Origin of the sequence: uncultured Aquimarina sp. (assembly GCF_947492115.1) — a bacterium.
Lineage (GTDB): Bacteria > Bacteroidota > Bacteroidia > Flavobacteriales > Flavobacteriaceae > Aquimarina.
In genome coordinates, this window is record NZ_CANLMM010000001.1 from 213,673 (window position 1) to 236,300 (window position 22,628).

Consider the following 22,628-nt stretch of genomic DNA (forward strand, 5'->3'; position numbering starts at 1 on the left):
ATTATTATGAAGTTTTTAGCATTATTTATTGGAGTATTCTTTTTTAGTAGCGGTATAAACACTGATATAACCCAGGTACGCAACCTATATAGATATGCTAAAGACACTAAAGAAAATACTGAGAAATTCTATAAAGTTACCCAAAATACCAATTACCAAAAGGATCCAGTGTTATCGGCTTATTATGGTTGTGCATTAACTTTGAAAGCTTCTTATGCAGATAGTAGAGGAGACAAAATATCTTTTTTTAGAAAAGGAAAAAAAATGATAGAAGAAGCTATCGAGTCAGATCCTTCTAATATAGAATTACGTATGATTAGGCTAAGTGTACAAAGTAGTGCACCTAGAATTACCAGGTATTATAAAAATAAGGAGGAAGACAAAAGTTTTCTTATTGATAATGTAGAAAAAGTATCTTCTCCTAAGTTAAAAGAATTTATTAAAGGTTTTATGTCTACCTCCGAAGCTTTTAAATAATACCCTTCCTTACTTCTATAAAAGTTAATTCCTTTACCATTAAAATTATTATTATGCTATTTTTGCATCGGAAAAAATAGCGCTGTGGCAGAAAACACTTTATTTGACTCACGTTTTGAAACACTAAATTGTTGTGTTTTTATTCCTACGTATAACAATCATAAAACTTTGGATAGAGTAATTCGAGGCGTTATGAAATATACGGATCGGATCATTATTATTAATGATGGATCTACCGATAGTACATCAAATATCTTAGAGCAATATCAAAATTCTCTTAACGTCATAACATTTCCTGAAAATAAAGGAAAAGGAATGGCACTTCGTGAAGGCTTTAAAGTAGCATCAGAATTAGGGTATGATTATATGATCACCATCGATAGTGATGGTCAGCATTTTCCTAGCGATTTACCTGTTTTTTTAAATGAGCTTGAAAAGCAAGATCCAGCGACTTCTCTATTGCTTATTGGATCACGTAATATGGATGATCCCACAGTACCAGGAAAAAGTAGTTTTGGAAATAAGTTTTCTAATTTTTGGTATTATGTAGAAACAGGAATTAAACTTAAAGATACCCAATCAGGATACCGATTATATCCGATCAAAGAGATCCTTAAATTAAAACTGTTTACCACAAAATTTGAGTTAGAAATAGAAGTTATTGTAAAACTTGCCTGGAGAAATGTCGAAGTTCGAAATATACCTGTACAGGTGCTATACGATGAAACCGAAAGAGTTTCTCACTTTAGACCTTTCAAAGATTTTACCAGAATCAGCATTTTAAATACTTGGTTAGTTACCCTAACATTGTTTTTTTATCTGCCTAAACGATTAATTGGGAAAGTAAAAAAAAAAGGCTTTAAAAAATACTGGAGAGAAAATGTATTAAGAAGTAATGATTCCCCTATAAAAAAAGCCAGTGCTATAGCTTTGGGTCTTTTTATAGGTATTGCTCCATTATGGGGTTTTCAAACAATTTTGGTAATATCGCTAGCAGTTTTATTAAAACTTAATAGGGCTATTGCCTTTTTGTTTTCTAACATCAGTATTCCGCCGTTGATTCCTTTTATAATTTATGGTAGCTATCAGATAGGAGCTATAGCGATGGGCAAAGAAATGGATGCTACACTTAATATAGAAGATATTAAATCCGGAACAGACGTTTTTAAAGGGTTAGGTCAATATATTTTGGGGAGTATAATTTTAGCAACACTAGTGTCATCAATTTCAGGAGTCATTGCGTATTTGTATTTTAGCTTTCGCAAATCTAAAAAAGAGGCTGTGGATGCATAATTTTTTTCTTTCCTTATATCAATATATCAGGCGAAACAAATTAATTGCCTGGCCAATAATTGTTGGGTGTGTTGCAGTTTTTGCATTTCTTGCTAGTAGAATTGGGTTCGAAGAAGATATAACTCGATTGATACCTAATAGCGATAAATCAGAGGTTACCCAAAAGGTACTAAAGACAGTTTCTTTTTCAGATAAGATAGTAGTTAATATTTCTAATAGAAGTGAGAATCCCGATAACCTCACTAGCTATGCATCTTCTTACATTGATTCTATCAATAAACATTTGCCAAAATATGTTGAAAAAATACAAGGAAAAGTGGCAGATGATAATGTTATGGAATTATACGATTTTGTGTATCAGCATCTTCCTTTTTTTCTAACGGAGGAAGATTATAAAACTATCGATAGACAGATCAATCCAGATTCTATTACAAAAGTGATAGAAAACAATTATAAGTCTTTAATATCTCCAGCAGGTTTAGTAACACAAAAATATATTGTAAAAGATCCATTAACATTAACACCAAAAGGTCTTCAAAAACTAGCACAGCTTCAACTAGGAGATAATTATGATTTGTATAATGGTTTTTTAGTTACCAAAGACAAGAAAAATCTCTTACTATTTCTTACACCTGCATTGGCAACAAATGAAACAGGTGAGAATACTCTTTTTGTTGAAGAATTAAAACGAATTACAGAAGACTTAAATACTACTTATCAGGAAACTGCAAGTGCCACTTTGTTTGGATCTACATTATACGCTGTAGCCAATGCAAAACAAATAAAGAGTGATATTCAACTTACCGTAAGTATCGCAATGACAATCTTATTGCTAATACTTATTTTCTTTTATAGAAAACTAGCGGTACCTCTTATTATTTTTACACCAACTGTATTTGGAGCTATTGTAGCTATTGCGATTCTCTATTTGATCAAAGGTAAGATATCAGCTATTTCACTTGGAATTGGTTCAGTGTTATTAGGAATCACATTGGATTATTCCTTACATATTCTTACGCATTTTAGAAATAATAATGATGTAAAAGAATTGTATAAAGATGTTTCTATGCCAGTTCTTATGAGTAGTTTAACAACGGCGGTAGCATTTTTATGTTTGGTTTTTGTAAAATCAGAAGCATTAAATGATCTAGGTATTTTTGCAGCAATTAGTGTAGTAGGAGCCTCGGTATTTGCTTTATTATTTATTCCTCAAGTATATCGCTTTTCTAAAACTGTAAAAAGTGAGCGAAAAACATTTATTGATAGAGTTTCGCAAATCAACTTTCATAAGAACAAAGTGTTAATCGGGCTGATTAGCTTGATATTTATTATTGGCTTGTTTTTATTCCATAAAGTCGGTTTTAATACAGATTTAAATACTATGAACTACCAACCAGAAGAGTTGTTGGCGGCAGAAGAAGATTTAGATCGTATTAATAATAACAAAGCCAAATCAATCTACTTGGTTTCGTATGGTTCTTCTTTAAATGAGGCATTAAATGCCAATAATAAGCTGTTTAAAACCTTAGAAAAAAAGAAAACTAATGAAGAGATTATTAATTTTAGTTCTGTAGGAGGTGTGGTTTTATCCAAGGAAGCTCAGCAAGAAAAAATTAAACTCTGGAATGAATTTTGGACGCAAAAGCGTAGAGACTCTCTTACTAATTTATTGATAGAAAAAGGAAGTGTTCTTGGTTTTAAACCTCAGACCTTTCATCAGTTTTATGCGATGCTTACCAATAAAATTAATCCTATAGGTTTCGAGGAGTATCAAAATATCAAAGAATTGTACCTAGAAGAGTTTGTAACTACCGAACCTAACTTCGCAACGGTAGTTTCTGCAATTAAAGTAAATCATGAAAATACAGATCAACTAAATGCATCACTAAGCAAGATTTCTAACACGGTAGTAATTGATCGGAAGCAGCTAAATGAAACGCTATTAGGGAATCTTAAAAACGATTTCAATTCGTTAATTGGATATTCTTTAATAGCGGTAGTAGCATTGCTGCTCTTGTTTTACAGGGATCCTATGCTTACTCTTATCACAGCATTACCGATTGCAATAACCTGGGTGATAACCTTAGGAGTCATGAAAATCTTGGGAATAGATTTTAATATTTTTAATGTAATTATTTCCACGTTTATTTTTGGTCTAGGCGTAGATTATAGCATCTTTATTACCAATGGTTTAATAAAAGAATTTACTTATGGTGTAAAAGAACTTCCTACTTATAAAACTTCCATTCTTTTATCGGTTATTACTACAATTTTGGGAGTTGGAGTTTTAATTTTTGCAAAACATCCCGCATTAAGATCAATATCTACAGTATCCTTAATAGGGATTTTTTCAGCTGTTTTGGTGGCTTTTACCATTCAGCCAATGTTATTCAGAACTTTTATAACAAATAGAGTAAAGAAAGGGCTAACACCTTTAAGACTTAGACAAACACTATGGTCAATATTTAGTTTTGGGTATTTTATTATTGGAGGATTTATCGTATCACTACTAAGCAGTCTGATCATTCCTTGGTTTCCTGCAAAGATGAAAAAGAAAATGAGTGTTTTTCATAGGGTAGTTTCTAAATTGATGCGATCCGTGTTATATTCTAATCCTTTTGTAAAAAAGAGAGTGTATAATCCAGAAAACGAAGATTTCAGTAAGCAATGCATTATCATAGCAAATCACTCTTCATTTTTGGATATTATTTCTATAGGAATGTTGTATCCAAAACTTATCTTTTTAGTAAAAGATTGGGTATATGATAATCCGGTTTTTGGTCGTGCTGCGAAATTGGCAGGTTTTTATCCGGTTTCTTCAGGTATAGAAGGCGGTGTGGAACATCTTAGAGAAAAAGTAAAACAAGGATATTCGTTAATTGCATTCCCTGAAGGTAGTAGAACAAATACGGCAAAAATGAGTAGATTCCACAAAGGGTCTTTTTATTTAGCGCAAGAATTAGATTTGGACATCTTACCTGTTGTTATTCATGGAAATGCACAGGTATCTCCAAAAGGAGATTTTATTATCCACGATGGCGCTATTCAATTAAAGATATTACCTAGAATTACAAATGATGATGCTAATTTTGGCGAAGGTTATACCGAAAGAACAAAAAAGATAAGCGCATATTTCAAAGATCAATATGCAGAGTTACAGAGTGACTTAGAAGGCGTAGATTACTATAAAAAAGCATTACTGAATAATTATAGGTATAAAAGTTGTTACAGAAAAGTAGCATTGGATTATTCAGAAAACAAAGAAAGATTCTATAAAGCTACTAGTTATATTGATCATAAAGAACGAGTTTTGGTATATGATGATCAGTATGGACAGTTATTGTTATACATTTCCTTTAAAAGACCGTATGCTAAACTCAAAGGAATAGTAGCGGATAGTGAAAAATTAAGTGTTGTAAAAAATTGCTATACTACAATTAGAAACAAAATAGAATTTGTGGATAGTGAAGATTTGACATCGTCGAAATTTGATGTACTTTTGTTACATACAGCTATACCAGTACAACCACAACATTTAGAAAAAATAGTATCAGAGGATATAAAACGTATCGTTTTGTTCTCTGAAGAAAATTATCTTTCCGAGTTGTTGAAAGGAACTTTTAAAGTGTCTTCTCAAGAATTTGGATTAACAGTTTTGAATAGAATATAATACATGCAAGATAAATTTGATGTTGTTATTATCGGTAGTGGACTAGGAGGATTGGTTTCTGCGAACATTCTTGCCAAAGAAGGTAAAAAAGTATGTGTACTAGAAAAAAACAATCAGTTTGGAGGTAATCTACAGACTTTTGTAAGAGATAAAAGCATATTCGATACCGGAATTCATTATATAGGAGGATTAGATAAAGGACAAAATTTATATCAATACTTTTCGTACTTGGATATCATGGATGATCTTAAGATCAAAAGAATGAATTTAGATGCGTATGATGTTATAACTTTTGATGGTGATGAAAAAGAATATCCGCATGCTCAAGGGTATGATAATTTTGTAAAGCAATTGGTTAAGTTCTTTCCTGAAGAAGAGGAAGGAATAAGGACGTATGTACAGAAAGTAAAAGATACGTGTTATAAATTCCCACTGTACAATTTAGAAGAAGGAGATCGCTATTATGGAGAAGATCTTTTGACACTTAAGGCAAAAGATTATATCGATAGTGTAGTAAAAGATCCAAAATTAAGAGCTGTACTTGCAGGCTCCAATTTGCTATATGCTGGCGATCCAGATAAAACACCTTTCTACGTACACGCATTGTCGATCAATTCGTATATGGAAAGTGCTTGGAGATGCATACAAGGAGGAAGTCAGATAGCAAAACTCTTGGTAAAGAGATTTAGAGCTTTGGGAGGAACAATTTATAAGTATCAAGAGGTTAATAAATTTAATTTTGAAGAAAAAGAAATAGTATCTGTTTCTACAACCAAAGGAGATACGTTCTATGGTGATAATTTTATCTCCAATGTAGATCCTAAACTTACCTTGCAGATTATTGGTAAAGAACGCTTCAGGAATTTGTATTACAAAAGGATTCAAAATACAGAAAGCATCATTTCTTCCTTCAGTATTTATATAGTTTTTGAAAAAGGAACCTTCCCTTACTTGAATAAAAACTATTATCATACACATACAACAGAAAAAGTATGGACTACACAGGAGTATAAGGAAGAGAACTGGCCAGAAGCGTATTTGATATCAATGAATGAGGATCTTAAAAACCCTGGTTATGCCGAAAATTTAACATCGATAGCGTACATGCGTTTTGAAGAAACTGCTCCTTGGGCAGATACATTTAATACGGTTGCGCAAAAGAATGAAAGAGGTGAAGATTATGAAGAATTTAAGCAAAGAAAAATAGAAGCTTACCTCAAAGAAATTGAAAAGAAGTTTCCAAATATTCGATCATGCATAAAGTCTGTGCATACCTCAACACCCTTATCATATAGAGATTATATTGGTTGTTATGAAGGATCTATGTACGGATTTGCAAAAGATGCTGATAATCCGATGAAATCATTTCTATCTCCAAGAACTAAGATTCCTAATTTATTATTTACGGGGCAAGGACTAAACATGCATGGAGTATTAGGTGTTACCATTAGCGCTGTAGTTACTTGCGGAGAACTGGTGGGAAAAGAAAAGTTATTGAAGGATATCAAAAGTGCCTTAGCTGAAAAAGAGTTGTTAGATTCCTAATGAAGAGTTGTTTACATCATATATTTTTGGTAGTTCTATTGTTACTCGTATCTTCTTGTGGTGTTAAAAAATCACTAGAAGCACGACCTGATATTTCGGGAATAGAAACAGTAGATACCACAAGAATAAAACATAGTGATACATTCTTTACGCTTAACAATAATCTATTGCGAAAAAATAAGCAAGGTTTATGGGAGCTGTATATAGAAGGGAAACCACTAGAAAGAGGTATTGCTGCCGGAAGTCTAAGTAGAGAGTTGATAAAGATTCAGGAAGATGCTTTTATTGGAAAAGTAACAGAATTAGTGCCTTCAGAAAGTTATTTAAGATTCTTAAGTAAAGTGGTAGCATGGTATAATAGAAAGTTACATCTTAATGTTCCCGAGGAGTTTAAAACAGAGATTTACGGAGTTTCTCGTTATGCTTCCAATGATTATAATGATTTTGCAGAGCCTTATGTACGTATGCTCTATGCGCATGGAGCTCATGACATTGGTCATGCATTGCAAGATTTAATGTTGGTAGGATGTACTTCCTTTGCCGCTTGGGGCGATAAAACTGATGATGGAAAACTGTTAATAGGTCGTAATTTTGATTTCTATGCAGGTGACGATTTTTCTAAAGAGAAACTGGTTACCTTCATGAATCCTGCTGAAGGATATAAATTTATGACGTATGGCTGGGCAGGAATGATGGGAGCATTATCTGGTATGAATGAAACGGGATTAACCGTTACCATAAACGCAGGAAAATCAAAAATTCCTTTGATTGCCAAAACTCCAATTTCCATCCTTACCAGAGAAATTTTACAATATGCCTCGACTATAGAAGAAGCAGTAGCAATTGCAAAGAAAAGAGAAGTATTCGTTTCAGAATCTATTATGATTGGTAGTGCCAAAGATAAAAGAGCAGCCTTGATAGAAGTTTCTCCTGATAATTTTGGAGTGTATCATGTTCCTAATTCTAATCAATTGATTTGTTCTAATCATTTTCAGAGTGATTCTTATAAAGAAGATAAACGCAACCAAAAAGCAATAGAAGAGAGTCATTCTTTTTATAGATATCAGCGAATGACAGAACTCTTATCAGAAAATGATAAACTAAACCCAGAAAAGGCAGTTGCCATTTTAAGAAATAGAGAAGGATTAAAAGATAAGCTGATTGGTTACGGTAATGAAAAAGCACTAAATCAGATGTTAGCACATCATGGTATTGTTTTTCAACCAGAAGAAAAAAGAGTATGGGTGTCTACCAATCCTTATCAAATGGGAGAGTTTGTAGCATATGATTTGGATCAGGTTTTTGATAGTATCGCCGTGCAAAAAGAAGAAGTGGTGATTGCTTCAGAAGGAATGAATGTTCCAGAAGATCCTTTTATCCACACCAAAACATATGAGAACTATGAAGCGTTTAGAATTTTAAGTAGAAAGATAGAAAGCGCTACCGAAAATGAAATAGCTATTTCTGACGATGAGCTTACTACATTTCAGAATTTAAATGCTAATTATTGGGCTACTTATTATGTATTGGGCGAGTATTACTATACTCATAAAAAGTATAAAAAAGCATTAATAGCTTTTAAGCAAGCATTAAAAAGAGAAGTAACTACAGTTCCGGATGTGAAAAATATACAGAAGTATATTAGAAAATGCGAACGAAAAATTTAAGCTGATGACTCAGGATATAGAACGATCTACACAAGAGGAGATAATAAAAATGCAAAACGAAAAACTCACAGTATTAATTTCTTTTGTATTAAAAAACTCTCCTTACTATAAACGATTATTTGACAAACTAGGTCTTTCAGCATCTGATATTCATACTGTAGAAGATCTTAAAAAGTTACCGATTACAACTAAGGATGATTTACAAGCGTATAATGATGATTTTTTATGTGTTCCAAAATCAGAGATTGTAGATTATGTAACTACTTCGGGTACTTTAGGAAAGCCAGTTACTTTTGCTCTTACAGAAAAGGATTTGCAGCGATTGGCCTATAATGAGGCTACTTCTTTTGCTACTGCGGGAGTTACTAAAAATGATGTGGTACAGCTCACAACAACCTTGGATCGTAGATTTATGGCAGGATTAGCATATTTTCTAGGCACCAGAAAACTAGGCGCAGCTATGGTTAGAGTAGGATCTGGAATTCCGGAATTGCAATGGGATTCTATACATCGTTTTCAATCTACTTATTTGGTGGTAGTCCCTTCCTTTTTATTAAAACTGATTTCCTATGCAGAAGCTAACGGAATAGATTATAATAATTCTTCTGTAAAAGCTGCCATTTGTATTGGAGAACCATTAAGAGATCAAGATTTTAAGTTGAATACCCTTGGTAGTAAAATTAAAGAAAAGTGGGATATAGAATTGTATTCTACCTATGCATCTACCGAGATGAGTACTGCGTTTACAGAATGTTCCGCCCATCAGGGAGGACACCATCGTCCAGAATTGATTATCACCGAAATTTTAGATGATGAAGGTATTCCAGTGGAAGAAGGAGAAGTGGGAGAGTTAGCAATTACTACTTTGGGAATTGAAGCAATGCCACTAATTCGCTACACGACTGGTGATATGGTACAAGCACATACAGAACCTTGTAGCTGTGGTAGAACAACGATGCGATTAAGCCCGGTTTTGGGCAGAAAGAAACATATGATCAAATACAAGGGAACTACTTTGTATCCGCAAAGCGTTATCGAGGTATTAACTAGTTTCGAAGGATTGGGAATGTATGTTATTGAGGTGATTACAGGAGATTTAGGAACCGATAAACTATTAATTCATGTATCGGATACACTTTCTGCATTGCGACAAAAAGAACTAAAAGAACATCTTAGAGCCAATCTTAGAGTGGTGCCGGACTTGGTATTAAATTCTAAAGAGGCATTAAAAGCAAAAAAATTCCCAGAGATGAGCAGAAAACCCATTTCATTTATAGACTCCAGGGGATTAGTATCTACAGATAAGTAGTGAGATGATTTCTACTCACTATTGATTTTATGTCTTTGATTTTCAATCACAAGAAGGATGTCTGTTTAAATTGACAGAAAATTTTCTATAAAACTTTACGATTTAAGTAGGAATTATTCTAATTTTAGAAAAATCTTTATGGGTTATAATAATTTCATTATTACTACTTGTAAAATTGATATACCCTTACTCCATATTTTGTACGTTTAATCTAATTACTAATTTAAATCAAAAATTAAAATGAATCCTGATTTACAAAACACAATTCCTTGTGCAGAAGCAGCAGAATGGACAAAAGCTTGGAGAGATAAGTATCAAAATGACCAAAAACCAGTTGTGAATCCAACAAGTGCTTATTTGGTTCCTGTTGTAGATTTAATAGAAGTCCTTAATGAGATGGGAGTATTAAGTGATAAAATTGCTGAAAAAGCACAAGGACAAGCCTGTGTTAAAGGTTTGAAAATTAGAGCTTATATGGCTATTGGTTCTGAAGATGCTGATGAGAAACTAGAAGAGAAACTGTTGGTTGTTGGAACAAAATACAATAGAAAAACAAAAGTATATGAAGATATAATTAACGAAGAAGTTGATGGTAATGAAGAAGAGCTTAGTGCTTTTGGAACGCCTATTACTAGTAGTGGTATTTATGATTTTACGAGTCCTTGCCCTCCGAGTTGTGATCCTTATAGTCCATTGAATCAATAAACTTTTGACACAAATTTAGGACTTTAATTCCATAACTAATTTTAAACGAAAAAATAAAATGAATTCAAACAACGAAAATACTATTTCTAAAGATACAGGGACCCAATGGACGGCAAACTGGAGATCACAAAATCCTAATACTGTAAACGCTTTTTTAATACCAGCAGTTGATTTTGTTGAGGTGTTAAACGAAATAGGAGTATTAGATGATGCAGCCGCACAACAAGCACAAGCGAATGCAAATAATCTGAATTCTCAGATAAGAGGTTATTTAGCTATTGATGCTAGTAATATGGAAAAAATCATCTTTGTTGGAACTGAAAATGTCGATGGAGTTTATAGAGATATTATTGATGGGACTATTGACGGTACTACTCCTACTACATTAAAATCTTCAGCATCAGATCCATCCACCAGTGGAGTCTTTGATTTTACCAGTCCTTGTCCACCAAGTTGCGATCCTAATAGTCCACTGAATCAATAATTGTATTGAAAGAAGATTATTTCATTTGGTTTAATGTATTAACTATTTTGTTTTTAGTATTTAATACATTTTTATATCTTAAAAACTTTGGAAAATCTATCAAAGTTTTTAAGATATTTACCATGTATTTGGTCTTCATATGTTTAATTCAATTAATTACAATTTTTATTGGCAAAATATTACATAAACCAAATTTATTTCTATCACATTTTTATTTTATAATACAATTTGGTTTTTTATCTTTTTTCTACAAACAACTTTTAAATACCAAATTAGTAACGTATGTGTTGATTCCAGTTACATGTTTTCTCACTTATCAATATATAATTGATCAAGATCTTTTACATAGATATAATGCTATTGGTATATCGATTACTCAAGGTTTACTAATAGTGTATTCGATAATTTATTTATACAGATGTTTGCAAGGTCAAAGTCTTTTTTTAATAGTAAATGTAGGTGTGTTACTGTATTTAGTTTCTAGTACGTTGATATTTGCCTCAGGGAATTTAGTATTTAATCTAAATATTTCTGATTCAATGAATTATCTGTTAATAAATGCAAATCGTATCTTATATTTTTTATTCCAAATCTTAATCTTTATTGAATGGAGAAAGAATTATTACAAGAAGATTCACAGATCATAGTGATTATTTTAATTGCTATTATGGTGTTGCTATTAATGGCAGTATCGTTGGTACTTTTCTTTTTCTTTTCTCGTAAAAAAATAATTGCAGCAGAACTAGAAAAAGCGAATCTGGAGATCTCTTACCAAAAAGATTTACTGCATAGCACCATCGAAGTACAAGAAGAAGAGCGCAAAAGAATTGCTCAGGACTTACACGATGCTATTAGCTCTAAACTAAATGTAGTGAGTTTAAGTACCAATTTTCTAATCGATGGGAATCTACAGGATGACGAAAAAGATCGAACGCTACAACATATACTTGCTGTTACTACCAAAACGTTAGAAAGCTCTAGAAGATTAGCGCATAATTTATTACCTCCTATTCTTGAAAATTTTGGATTGCAGGCGGCAATAGAAGAACTTTGCGATGAGTTTATTTGTAGCCAAAAATTACATATCGATCACAATATTGTTTATACCAATTTATTGTCTAAGAGCAATGAATTGCATATCTTCAGGATTATTCAGGAATTACTTAATAATTCCGTGAGACATGGTAACGCTACTAAGGTCACTTTACAAATGAATGAAGAAAATGAACAAGTATTCATTAAATATTCAGACAACGGAACAGGCTTCGATGTGAAATCTGTAAATAAGAACAAAGGGATTGGTCTTAAAAATATCGAAAGTAGAGTAGACATACTCGATGGGGAACTTTCATATGATAGTAAGATTGGTAAGGGAGCAACTTTTAACATCAGCACTAATACACCTAAACAATGAAGAAAGACATTATTAAATTAGCGATAGCCGATGACGAAACATTATTTCGACAAGGAATTACATTTATCCTAAATAAAGAGCAAAATATTGATATCAACATTCAGGCAGAAAATGGTAATGATTTAATTAAGCAATTAGATAATACCAGAGACTTACCAGAGATTATTCTAATGGATTTAAAAATGCCAGATCTTAATGGTGTAGAAACTACAAAGATCGTAAAGAAGAAATTTCCAGATATCAAGATTATAGCATTAACCAGTTATTATAGTAAACCATTTATTACCAACATGATTCAGCAAGGAGCGGTAGCATATTTGGCAAAAAATGCAACACCTACCGAAGTGGTAAATACCATTAATCACGTAGCAATAAAAGGATTTTATTACGATGAGAATGTAATGACCATGCTAGAAGAAGCTTCGCTAAAGTCTGGCAAACAGTCTAGAGATGAAGAGTATTTAACGAAACGAGAACGTGAAGTCTTAAAACTTATCTGCGAACAGAAAACAACTTCTGAAATAGCCGAGCAATTATTTATCAGTCCAAGAACAGTAGAAGGACATCGAAATAATCTATTGGTAAAAACAGGTTCTAAAAATATTGCAGGTTTGGTGATTCATGCGATCGAAAACCAGATATTTGTTAGAAACGCAGAGTTATAGAGAGCTTTATTATGATTTATGGATCTTAGTGAAGGTTAAAACTATGTATCTTACTGTATTTCATTTTTAGTTTTTGAGAACTTTTTACAAAAGCATTTTGCCATTAGCCTTTTTAATTTTTTAGCTAAAAGGAAAAAATCATAGTTTAATAGTAACAACTTTCAGTCGTAGCAGAAACTATAGCAATTTCAATAACTTTTTATTGTCATTCCAGCGTAGGCTGGAATCCATTTTAATTAGGGTGTAAAATTTAATTTCCAGTTGATGAAGAATATTATTGATTATTGCCAAACTTTTTACAAACTAGTACAATCTTTTCATTATCACTATTAGTGGTAAAAAATAAATAGGTATCACCACCATCTTTTATTTTAAATTTTTTCCGAATACCTAATACGGTTTCAGGAAAGTTGCGTGTGGTAATATTCGCTTTAGTAATGTTGGCTTTTTTGATATTTTTTTTCTGATAAGGAATGATTTGAAGGATCTCAAAACTTCTTCCAGGAAATTCGATCCATGTGTCAGAAGTATATAAATGTGAGTGGGTGTGGAGTTTATCAATTTTAAAACTTTTGGATATACTCAGAAAACCTCCTGATTTCATGATCGCAGCATTCGGTTCGTACAAATACTTCTTTGGCCCAGATATCGTTGGGATACTAGTTTTTTCTTCTTGATACAAAAATGAAAATTCCTGTCTACTATCTTTGGTAAGGTTGATGGTTTTTATTGCAATATCATCGGTATGATCTTTTTCAATGACCCAAAGCAATTCTTTAACCTCATTTTGTACGGCAACAACATGGATTTCTTTTACAAATCGTAATGATTTGATACCAGCATTAATGTCGAGTAGAGGAGATGTTTTGATTAAAATATGATCGCTTTTGGATAGTAAAAAATCTAAATGTTTGGGGACATCAGGCAAACAGTCTTCCAGAAAAAATACTTTCCCTTTGCTATCATGTCTACGAGAAGGGTCGATATAAATCCAGTCAACTTTGGTAAAGTTTTCTAGAATCACTAAACCATCACCCATTTCAGTTTGAATATTAGTAGCTTCTAATACCTGGAAGTTATGATTTGCTATCTTGCTAAGTTCAGCGTTTAGTTCGCAATGGATAACTCTAGAAACTTTTTTAGAAAAATAATAATCATCAATTCCTAATCCTCCAGTGATATCGATTAAGAAATCACCAGAGACTAATTCACTTTTATACTTAGCAGTAACCTCAGATGAGGTTTGTTCTAGATTAATGGTTGGCGGATAATAAATGTCTCTCGTTTGATACCAAAGAGGAAGTTTGGTTTTTGCTTTGTTTCTTCCATTAATTTGCTGCGCAAGTTCTTTGCTGCTAATACCTTCAAAAGAACTACGGGATAGTATTAATTTTGTAATGTCAACTGGACCTTCGGATGTTTCGAAAACGTAGTCTTGAACTTCCCTATGTAAAATAAGAGCATTCAAGTATTATAACTCTTTAGTCAATTGTTTCACAATCTTATATTCTGATAAAAACTCTTTGGCAATTACTTTTATCGCAGTATAGAATGGTACGGCTACAATCAATCCTCCAATGCCAAATAATGCTCCAAAAATAAGTATGGCTAGGAATATTTCTAAAGGATGCGATTTTACACTATTACCAAAAATTAAGGGTTGATTAAGGAAATTATCTATCAATTGAATGATGATATAACCTATCAATATATAGCATAATTTTGGCAGTATCACGGATTGAAAATCTGCTCCCAAATTACTAGTTGTAGCAAGGATTAATACCAAAGCGCCTCCAAAAAGAGGGCCAACATAAGGGATTAAATTAAAGATAGCCGCAATAAGTGCAAGTGCAACAGCATTATGAACTCCAAAAACTAAAAGTAGAATGGTATACAAAACAAATAAAATCAATACCTGAAGTAACAGACCTACAAAATAACGAGACAATAAATCTTTGATTTTAGTAAAGGCAGTCATAAACCTAGTTTCATCTTCTTTTTTTGCAAAAACAAGTAAGCTTGTTTCTAGAAGTTTGCTATCCTTCAAAAGAAAAAAGGAAATAAAGAGTACAGAGAAAAGTCCAATGAGTACAGCACCGAAACCACTTAAAAAATTATTAATAGTATCAGGAATAGCTTTTAGATCAAAGAATTCCATCAAGTCTGTTTGCTTGATCAGTTCTACGAAGTTTAGTTTTTCTATGTTAAAATAGTCACTTATTTCTTGATTCAATTGATCGAGGTCATCTCCAACTTCATTAATATTGATTTCACCAATTAATTGACCTTGCTCCGCAATAATAGGAACAAATAGTAAAAAAAGACTCATAAAAAGACCGATAGAAATAAATAGCGTAAACACGACCGCTAGGGTATTGTTAAATTTCAATCTCCGTTTTATAAATAATACCAGTGGTCTACCCATTAAAGAAAATACTGCGGCAAAAGCGATATAGATGAGAATAGATTGTATTTTAAATAAAAACCAAAGTAAAATAAGTATTCCAACAATTACTCCAAGAGCTCTTAGAATACCATATGCTATTGTTTTTGAATTCATATGAATTATTTTTCTGGAGTTCCAAAGTTAGTATAAACAGCCTAACATGGATACTTTTAGGTTATTTTTTGTAATTACTTTCGATCAATCAGTAATCATCATTTGCTTCGTGATTTCGAATAACGCAATACCAGTAGCGGTTGCTACATTCATACTACTATTATTTCCATACATATTGATATGCACGCTATTTGTAAGTTTTGTGAGGATATGTTCAGAAATTCCTAAATTTTCTTCTCCTATTACCAATGCTATTTTATCGTTTGCAGAAAAGGTATAGTTTGCAATTTCAATGCTATCTTCTGTAATTTCTAAACCTACTATTTTGTATCCTTTATCTTGTAAGGTATCCAATACAGTCACAATATCTTCCTGTTCTTCATAACTCACAAAGTTATGAGTAGATCTAGCAGTACGCTGCATTCGCTTACTAATAATGGTAAGATCTTCTCCACAGAAATAGATATGTTCTACACCAAAACTATCTGCAATCCTAAAAATACTTCCAATATTAGCGGGAGCATTTACTCGATCACAAACAAGAGTAATAGGAAATTGTTTTTTGATAAAAGTAGTATTGTCGTGATGAAGCTGTGAGGACATGAATTTAGTTTTCAAAAGCGTATTTGATAATATTAGCACCCATTTTTAGTGCTTTTTGTCTTACTTCTTCAGGATCGTTATGAACTTCTGGGTTTTCCCATCCATCACCTAAATCACTTTCAAAAGTAAAAAGCAACACCAAACGGCCTTCATGGGTAATTCCTAAAGCTTGTGGTCTTTCTCCATCATGTTCATGTATTTTTGGTAAGCCATCAGGAAACTTAAATTTTGCTGAGAAAATAGGGTGAGAAGCAGGTAACTCTTCCAATTCTATGTCTGGGAAAACTTTAACTAACTCTTTACGGATATAAGGTTCCATCCCATAATTATCATCAATATGTAAAAAACCTCCACTTAATAAATAGTTACGTAGATTTTCGGCGTCTTGTTCTGTAAAAAATACATTTCCATGTCCAGTCATATGAATATAAGGATACTGAAAGATATCTACACTTTGCGGTTTTACGGTTTTAGGTTTAGCGCTCATGGCTGTGTTGATATTCTGATTGCAAAAACTGATAAGGTTAGGTAATGCCGTTGGATTACTGTACCAATCACCACCACCATTGTAGTGTAAAATAGCAATATCCTGAGCGTTTAGCATCGCACTAAAGAATAATACTCCGATAAAACTTGTAAGTTTTGTTACCATCATCGTCTAAATAAGAGATTCTAAAAGTACTAAAATAAAAAAGATGATAAGAAACCTTTTGATACTATTAACGATCACAATTTCTTCATGGGCCAATGCACAACAAGCAGATAAGTCTATTGTAGTTATGGAACTATTTACATCACAAGGATGTAGTAGTTGCCCTCCGGCAGATGAATTGCTGGATGCAATAAAAGAAAAGTATAAAGATGATAACGTTTTTGTATTGTCTTATCACGTTGATTACTGGAATCGATTAGGTTGGAAAGATCCGTTTAGTACGGAAGGATTTACGGATTACCAACGAGATTATGCACAACAATTTAATAGCAGATCTATCTATACGCCACAGTTAGTAGTTAACGGGAGTGAACATTTTACAGGTTCTAATAGCAGTAAAGCGGTTTCGGCTATTCGTAATTATTCAAAACAAACAACAAATAATACTATACAGTTAAAGGATATAAAACGAAAAGATGAAATTATTGCTATTAATTATGAAGTAGAAGGAGGTGTTTTTGAGCAAATCACATTAGCATTAGTAGTATCCGAACGAATTACAAAAATTAAAAGAGGAGAAAATCGAAATAGAACACTTAAAAACTCTAATATAGTAGCTAATAGAGTTATAAGTACTAAAGATATAGATTCTATTGAGATTACAATTCCTGATTGGGTAGAAGATAAGGATGAATTGACAATTATAGCTTATACTCAAAACAATAAATTAATCACTACAGGTGCTGCAAAAGTATCTATCTGATTAATTACTTTTTTGCATACGTTAAAGTCATAACTCGTGATACAGTTATGACTTTTTTATATTTCAATATTAATTTTTGAAATCAAAATTTCATTACAGCTACAGTGTAACAAATTAATCATAAAAACGTCTCGTAAAAAAGGTATATTAGTATTGTTTAAAATTGATTTTTAAATATTACAATGCCTGAAAATCAATCAAAAACCACATAAATCATTTATCATGAAAAAAAAACGTACCTGGAAGTTTTGGACTTCACGAACCTTGCTAGTCATTTTTGCCTTAGTTGCATTTTGGGTTGGAAATCTTATTTGGTTTCGTCCTTTTAATATCACTCATTTTTATGATAGGATATTTGCAGAGTTGGCTTTGGATAGTCCAGAATTAACTACTGCAATGGGAATTCCAGTAATATATAACTGGTCTAAAGATGAGTTAGACGATATCTCGGACAAAAAGCAATGGGAGACTTTTAATAAAATAAAGAAAGATTACGAAACCTTAAAAAGTTATGATTTCGAAAGTCAATCAGAAGCCAATAAGTTAAATACAAGAATTTTAGGGTATTATTTAAAAGGAGAATTAGAAGGAGAGCGATTTTTTTATCATGATTATCCCGTAAATCAAATGGGTGGTGTACAAAGTTCATTACCAAGTCTTATGGAAGATTCGCACAAGCTTAGAGATAAGAGTGATGCTGAAGCTTATATTACTCGTCTATCCAAATTTGAAACAAAATTTGATCAGCTTATAGAAAATCTAAAAATTAGAGAAGAAAAGGGGATTATACCTCCAAAGTTTGTAATGGATAGAGTACTCGATGAGATGAAAGGTTTTATCGGAAAGAAAGAAAATGAGATTAAGGAAACGGATGATGCAGTAACATCGAATATTTTGTACAGCAATTTTGATACGAAAATTGATAAAATAGAAGACTTATCTCAGGAAGAAAAAAATGAGCTTAAAGAACAAGTGAAGAATGAAATTGCGACTACAGTATTCGGCTCATATCAGAAGCTTATTAGTTATTTTGAGCAATTAAAACAAAAAGCAACGACAGATGCAGGCGTTTGGAAATTACCAGAGGGAGATGCATATTACAGATATCAGCTGAAACAACGTACCACTACTGATCTAGATCCAGAAGAAGTGCATACTATTGGTTTGTCAGAAGTAGCAAGAATTAAAGGCGAAATGGAGGCTATTCTTTCTTCTCAGGGATATGCTGATTCTACAAAAACTGTTGGCGCTATTATTCAGGAATTAAATAAAGAAGACCGTTTTCTTTTTCCTAATAATGATGAAGGGAGACAAATGGTGATTGATGAATATAACCGAATACTTTCCGAGATTAGTAATGGTTTGGATGATGCTTTTGATATAAGACCTAAAGCAGCACTAGAAGTAAAAAGAGTTCCAGAATTTAAGGAAGAAGGATCGGCAGGAGCCTATTATAATAGACCAGCAATGGACGGGTCTAGAGGAGGAGTGTTTTATGCGAATCTAAGAAATGTACACGAATCTGTTAAATTCGGAATGAAGACCTTGGCCTATCATGAAGGTATACCGGGACATCATTTTCAAATTGCAATTCAGTCCGAACTAGAAGGAGTTCCTATTTTTAGAACGATAGGGCTTTTTACTTCTTACATCGAAGGATGGGCTTTGTATTCGGAACAATTAGCTTGGGAACTTGGTTTTTATGAAAACGATCCTTTTGGAAATTTAGGAAGATTACAAGCAGAAATGTTTAGGGCTGTACGGTTGGTAGTGGATACTGGGATTCATCATAAAAAATGGACACTAGAGCAAGCGATCGATTATATGGTACAAAATACAGGCATGACCACCACAGAAGTAACTACAGAAATAGAAAGATATATTGTATGGCCAGGACAAGCATGTGCCTATAAAATTGGGATGCTGAAAATTTTAGAACTTAGAGAAAAGGCAAAAAAAGAATTGGGAGATCGTTTTGATCTGAGAGAATTTCATAATGCAGTTCTAAAAGATGGAGCCGTTCCCTTAGATATTTTAGAAGAAATTATTGATGCTTATATAGAGAGAACCAAAGCAAAAAGTGCTAGTTAGAACATTGGTTTTAGGACTATTTTTCTTAGGATGTCTATTTAATTTCAATTAGTTGATTTTGGGGCATAATTTTGAGAAAATAGTAGTAGTTTTAAATTACTTAAAAACAGAATATGGATTTACAACAAAATAAAGATAATGCTGTAGCTTTCTACAAAATGGCTTATGAAGGTAATCCCAGAGCAGCAGTGGAGAAATATGTTGGAGACCAATATATCCAGCATAATCCGGACGTAGCAGATGGTACTGAAGGATTTATCTCATATTTTGAAAGAATGCAAGAAGAATATGCAGATAAATCTATAGAATTTGTAAGGTGTATTGCAGAAGGAGATTTAGTGGCATTACATACGCATCAAACTTGGCCAGGAAATGATGAATATATCACCATGGATTTTTTTCGTTTTGATGACAATGGTAAAATCTGCGAACATTGGGATTCTATTCAGCAAATTCCAAAAGAGTCTGCGAACCCTAATACAATGTATTAAGAAGTAAACTATTTAAGCATACTGGAAATCAAATAACAGTTATGAATAAAAAAAAGAGTGTCTGATAAGACACTCTTTTTTGTATGTTAAATCAAAGCTTTATTCAATTACCAATTTTTTAGCAACTGCTATATTGTTTTGTTCTATTCTTATGATATAAATGCCAGCATTTAAACCTGAAACATTAAGTTGGCTATCATTTAAAGTTTCAGATATCACCTGCTTCCCTAAAACATCGAATACAACTGCTGATATATCAGTATTAGAAGATGACGTAATATTTATAAATCCAGTATTTGTTGGATTAGGGAATACTTTAAAGTTTACTGTATTTTGATCAAACGAATCAACGGATAAAGTACTTGCATTATCATTTACAGCACCAGGTGTTCCAAGATCACCACTACCAAAAGAAGAAGTAGCCTCAGCCCAATTGGCACCGTCATCATTAGCTGTACTATTTAAATCATTAATAGATAACTCCATACTAGCACCTGTTGGATCAGGAAAAGTTGCACCATTATCCCAAATAACTTCGTCGATAACAACCGAACTACACTCTATGATAATACCATCTGTACTATTACCTAGTGAAATGTCATTTGCATATGTATAGTCAGGAGTAATTCCTCCGTTTGGTGTTGCGGCATTAGCGATTACTACATACCCCATTGCTGGTACAATAACAGATGATGTGATCACATGTGTTTCTCCAGCTTGATTATCGTCTTTGATAATCCAACTTTGAATATCAATAGGACTTCCGGTGGTATTATACAGTTCGAAATATTCTCCATTAGGATCATCTCCTGCAGAAACAGGATTTTGCATTATTTCTGTGATAATAATATCTCCAACATTTCCACAAACAGCCACAGGGGAAACAATTCCATTTATAGTGATCGTTTCATCCGTCACACTTGGAGATGATACTGTTATATCACCTGTATATGAATTAGCAGTTAATCCTGAAGCCAATCTAACAAAAACTTCGGTGTTCGCTACTGTTCCCATGCTTGGCGTAATAGTTACAGAAGAAGCAAATCCAGTACCCGTCGTTAATGATACTTCAAAATTCATTGGAGCAGTAATTGTAATATCTCCAGTAAGAAATAAACCTTCTACATTGAAACTATCTTCTGAAGATGGTCCTGATCCTTCAAAATACGAGAAATCACCTATAAAACCTGAAACTGTAAATTGTGGATCATCAGGGGAAACAATACCTTCTAATGAAATGCTCTGATCCATAGCTCCGGTTGAAGATGCGGTAACATCTCCCATATAGGTGTTTGACGATAATCCGGCTGTTAAACGTACAAATATTGTTGTTGTTGTAACACTTCCTGCAGAAGGAGTGATAGCAACAGATGAAGCAAATCCAGATCCTGTGGTTAGAGAAACTTCGAAATTCATAGGAGCAGTTATGGTCAAATCAGCACTAAGATTCGTTCCAGAAACTGTGAAAGTACCTTCGTTAGAAGGACCGTTGTTTTCAAAATAATCTAATCCAGAAACTGCACCACTAACAGATATAGTAGGCGTTCCCATTGCAGATTCAATGAACGCAGTAGTATCGATTGGTAAAATAAGTTCACCATCAGTAGCTTCTGTGGTCCAATTCGCTGGGTTAGCTATTAATGGGATATAATTTGCAAAAGAAGTTTCAGATGTTCTTGATCCAGTATATTCTCCACCATCAGGACTCCCAGATGTAGCGATTGTGATAAATGTAGTTCCATCAGTCAGACCAGATCCTGTAAGATCTCCCACACTATTTGAATATTGAATACCAGCTAGAAAAGTTGTTGGAGTATTTTCATCTGTTCCTAAATACGCAAGTAATGAGTCTCCGCCTCCAGCTAGATTTATAGTTCCGGATCCAACTTGTGTTAAGGTTCCTAATGAGGCGCCATAGGAAGCATTTCCATCACTATCAGTATCAGTAAAAACGACTATTGTTCCAGCAGGTATTACATTACTGGGAGTATCCCATTGAATATTTCCTTCGTTTGAATCAACAAAACTACCAGTTCCGTCAAGTTCATCATCAGAAAAATAGATTGTAGTATTTGCCGCTATATCTGCTAAAGCAACTATTGCAAAATCATCATCTCCATCTGCATTATATGCTACAAATGCGATATCGCCTACCGTTTGCCCAAATGAAGCAAAAGAAAAAGAAAGAGTTAAAAATAAAAAATAAAGTTTTTTCATAATATAAATAATTGAGTGAAAA

General features: G+C 32.9%; 18 protein-coding genes. 13 read left to right on the plus strand and 5 right to left on the minus strand.

Features of this window, described 5'->3' with window-relative positions:
• Nucleotides 1-6: 6 nt before the first annotated feature.
• The 10 genes from Q1A73_RS00960 to Q1A73_RS01005 all read left to right on the plus strand — a co-directional run bounded on the left by Q1A73_RS00960 (nt 7) and on the right by Q1A73_RS01005 (nt 13,229).
• The gene (locus Q1A73_RS00960) at nt 7-477 is read left to right on the plus strand and encodes a hypothetical protein (RefSeq protein WP_299600518.1); all 471 of its coding nucleotides are present in this window, start codon (nt 7-9) and stop codon (nt 475-477) included.
• A gap of 84 nt (nt 478-561) precedes the next feature.
• Complete coding sequence (locus tag Q1A73_RS00965) at nt 562-1,770, plus strand: DUF2062 domain-containing protein (RefSeq protein WP_299600520.1); 1,209 nt, start codon at nt 562-564, stop codon at nt 1,768-1,770.
• A complete protein-coding gene (locus tag Q1A73_RS00970; RefSeq protein ID WP_299600523.1) occupies nt 1,763-5,440 on the plus strand; it encodes a 1-acyl-sn-glycerol-3-phosphate acyltransferase in 3,678 nt (1,225 codons plus the stop codon). Before Q1A73_RS00965 ends, Q1A73_RS00970 begins: the two co-directional genes overlap by 8 nt.
• Nucleotides 5,441-5,443: 3 nt before the next feature.
• Nucleotides 5,444-6,985, plus strand: a complete 1,542-nt coding sequence (locus Q1A73_RS00975) for an NAD(P)/FAD-dependent oxidoreductase (protein ID WP_299600526.1) — start codon at nt 5,444-5,446, stop codon at nt 6,983-6,985.
• Nucleotides 6,986-7,011: 26 nt separating this feature from the next.
• Nucleotides 7,012-8,652 carry a C45 family peptidase gene (locus Q1A73_RS00980; RefSeq protein WP_366141409.1) on the plus strand — a complete coding sequence of 547 codons (1,641 nt, stop codon included), beginning with the start codon at nt 7,012-7,014 and terminating at the stop codon, nt 8,650-8,652.
• A gap of 4 nt (nt 8,653-8,656) precedes the next feature.
• Entirely contained in the window at nt 8,657-9,961 is a 1,305-nt protein-coding gene (locus Q1A73_RS00985) for an AMP-binding protein (protein WP_299600529.1), read from the plus strand.
• A 240-nt stretch (nt 9,962-10,201) separates the two neighbouring features.
• The gene (locus Q1A73_RS00990) at nt 10,202-10,666 is read left to right on the plus strand and encodes a hypothetical protein (protein ID WP_299600531.1); all 465 of its coding nucleotides are present in this window, start codon (nt 10,202-10,204) and stop codon (nt 10,664-10,666) included.
• Nucleotides 10,667-10,724: 58 nt separating this feature from the next.
• Entirely contained in the window at nt 10,725-11,150 is a 426-nt protein-coding gene (locus tag Q1A73_RS00995) for a hypothetical protein (protein ID WP_299600533.1), read from the plus strand.
• Between the two features lie 607 nt (nt 11,151-11,757).
• A complete protein-coding gene (locus Q1A73_RS01000) occupies nt 11,758-12,564 on the plus strand; it encodes a sensor histidine kinase (RefSeq protein ID WP_299600537.1) in 807 nt (268 codons plus the stop codon).
• Entirely contained in the window at nt 12,561-13,229 is a 669-nt protein-coding gene (locus Q1A73_RS01005) for a response regulator transcription factor (RefSeq protein WP_299600540.1), read from the plus strand. Before Q1A73_RS01000 ends, Q1A73_RS01005 begins: the two co-directional genes overlap by 4 nt.
• A gap of 274 nt (nt 13,230-13,503) precedes the next feature.
• Here the strand turns inward: Q1A73_RS01005 and Q1A73_RS01010 are convergent, their stop codons facing one another.
• From Q1A73_RS01010 to Q1A73_RS01025, 4 genes are all read right to left on the minus strand, one after another.
• Nucleotides 13,504-14,697: a class I SAM-dependent methyltransferase gene (locus tag Q1A73_RS01010; RefSeq protein ID WP_299600542.1), complete on the minus strand. Its 1,194-nt coding sequence runs from the start codon at nt 14,695-14,697 to the stop codon at nt 13,504-13,506.
• A gap of 3 nt (nt 14,698-14,700) precedes the next feature.
• Nucleotides 14,701-15,789, minus strand: coding sequence for an AI-2E family transporter (locus tag Q1A73_RS01015; protein ID WP_299600544.1), 1,089 nt, complete (start codon nt 15,787-15,789; stop codon nt 14,701-14,703).
• 84 nt (nt 15,790-15,873) lie between these two features.
• Entirely contained in the window at nt 15,874-16,392 is a 519-nt protein-coding gene (locus tag Q1A73_RS01020) for a TrmH family RNA methyltransferase (protein ID WP_299600546.1), read from the minus strand.
• 4 nt (nt 16,393-16,396) lie between these two features.
• On the minus strand, nt 16,397-17,044 hold the full coding sequence (locus tag Q1A73_RS01025) for a DUF4159 domain-containing protein (protein ID WP_299602573.1): 648 nt from the start codon (nt 17,042-17,044) through the stop codon (nt 16,397-16,399).
• 43 nt (nt 17,045-17,087) lie between these two features.
• Between Q1A73_RS01025 and Q1A73_RS01030 the strand changes: the two genes are divergently transcribed.
• The 3 genes from Q1A73_RS01030 to Q1A73_RS01040 all read left to right on the plus strand — a co-directional run bounded on the left by Q1A73_RS01030 (nt 17,088) and on the right by Q1A73_RS01040 (nt 20,389).
• Complete coding sequence (locus tag Q1A73_RS01030; RefSeq protein WP_299600549.1) at nt 17,088-17,807, plus strand: thioredoxin family protein; 720 nt, start codon at nt 17,088-17,090, stop codon at nt 17,805-17,807.
• Nucleotides 17,808-18,029: 222 nt separating this feature from the next.
• Nucleotides 18,030-19,898 (plus strand): DUF885 family protein, encoded by a 1,869-nt coding sequence (locus Q1A73_RS01035; protein WP_299600551.1) that lies wholly within the window; start codon nt 18,030-18,032, stop codon nt 19,896-19,898.
• Nucleotides 19,899-20,011: 113 nt separating this feature from the next.
• Nucleotides 20,012-20,389, plus strand: a complete 378-nt coding sequence (locus tag Q1A73_RS01040; protein WP_299600553.1) for an ester cyclase — start codon at nt 20,012-20,014, stop codon at nt 20,387-20,389.
• Between the two features lie 99 nt (nt 20,390-20,488).
• On the opposite strand, the gene Q1A73_RS01045 is transcribed toward Q1A73_RS01040, so the two are convergent.
• Complete coding sequence (locus Q1A73_RS01045) at nt 20,489-22,606, minus strand: lamin tail domain-containing protein (protein ID WP_299600555.1); 2,118 nt, start codon at nt 22,604-22,606, stop codon at nt 20,489-20,491.
• Nucleotides 22,607-22,628 lie beyond the last annotated feature (22 nt).

What these genes read in the sequence shown, in the direction of transcription:
- Q1A73_RS00960 (WP_299600518.1), top strand. Translation starts at nt 7, where the DNA reads ATGAAGTTTTTAGCATTATTTATTGGAGTATTCTTTTTTAGTAGCGGT.
- Q1A73_RS01045 (WP_299600555.1), bottom strand. Translation starts at nt 22,606, where the DNA reads ATGAAAAAACTTTATTTTTTATTTTTAACTCTTTCTTTTTCTTTTGCT.
- Q1A73_RS01025 (WP_299602573.1), bottom strand. Translation starts at nt 17,044, where the DNA reads ATGGTAACAAAACTTACAAGTTTTATCGGAGTATTATTCTTTAGTGCG.
- Q1A73_RS01040 (WP_299600553.1), top strand. Translation starts at nt 20,012, where the DNA reads ATGGATTTACAACAAAATAAAGATAATGCTGTAGCTTTCTACAAAATG.
- Q1A73_RS00970 (WP_299600523.1), top strand. Translation starts at nt 1,763, where the DNA reads ATGCATAATTTTTTTCTTTCCTTATATCAATATATCAGGCGAAACAAA.
- Q1A73_RS00975 (WP_299600526.1), top strand. Translation starts at nt 5,444, where the DNA reads ATGCAAGATAAATTTGATGTTGTTATTATCGGTAGTGGACTAGGAGGA.
- Q1A73_RS00995 (WP_299600533.1), top strand. Translation starts at nt 10,725, where the DNA reads ATGAATTCAAACAACGAAAATACTATTTCTAAAGATACAGGGACCCAA.
- Q1A73_RS00985 (WP_299600529.1), top strand. Translation starts at nt 8,657, where the DNA reads ATGACTCAGGATATAGAACGATCTACACAAGAGGAGATAATAAAAATG.
- Q1A73_RS01000 (WP_299600537.1), top strand. Translation starts at nt 11,758, where the DNA reads ATGGAGAAAGAATTATTACAAGAAGATTCACAGATCATAGTGATTATT.
- Q1A73_RS00990 (WP_299600531.1), top strand. Translation starts at nt 10,202, where the DNA reads ATGAATCCTGATTTACAAAACACAATTCCTTGTGCAGAAGCAGCAGAA.
- Q1A73_RS01035 (WP_299600551.1), top strand. Translation starts at nt 18,030, where the DNA reads ATGAAAAAAAAACGTACCTGGAAGTTTTGGACTTCACGAACCTTGCTA.
- Q1A73_RS01005 (WP_299600540.1), top strand. Translation starts at nt 12,561, where the DNA reads ATGAAGAAAGACATTATTAAATTAGCGATAGCCGATGACGAAACATTA.
- Q1A73_RS01020 (WP_299600546.1), bottom strand. Translation starts at nt 16,392, where the DNA reads ATGTCCTCACAGCTTCATCACGACAATACTACTTTTATCAAAAAACAA.
- Q1A73_RS01015 (WP_299600544.1), bottom strand. Translation starts at nt 15,789, where the DNA reads ATGAATTCAAAAACAATAGCATATGGTATTCTAAGAGCTCTTGGAGTA.
- Q1A73_RS01030 (WP_299600549.1), top strand. Translation starts at nt 17,088, where the DNA reads ATGATAAGAAACCTTTTGATACTATTAACGATCACAATTTCTTCATGG.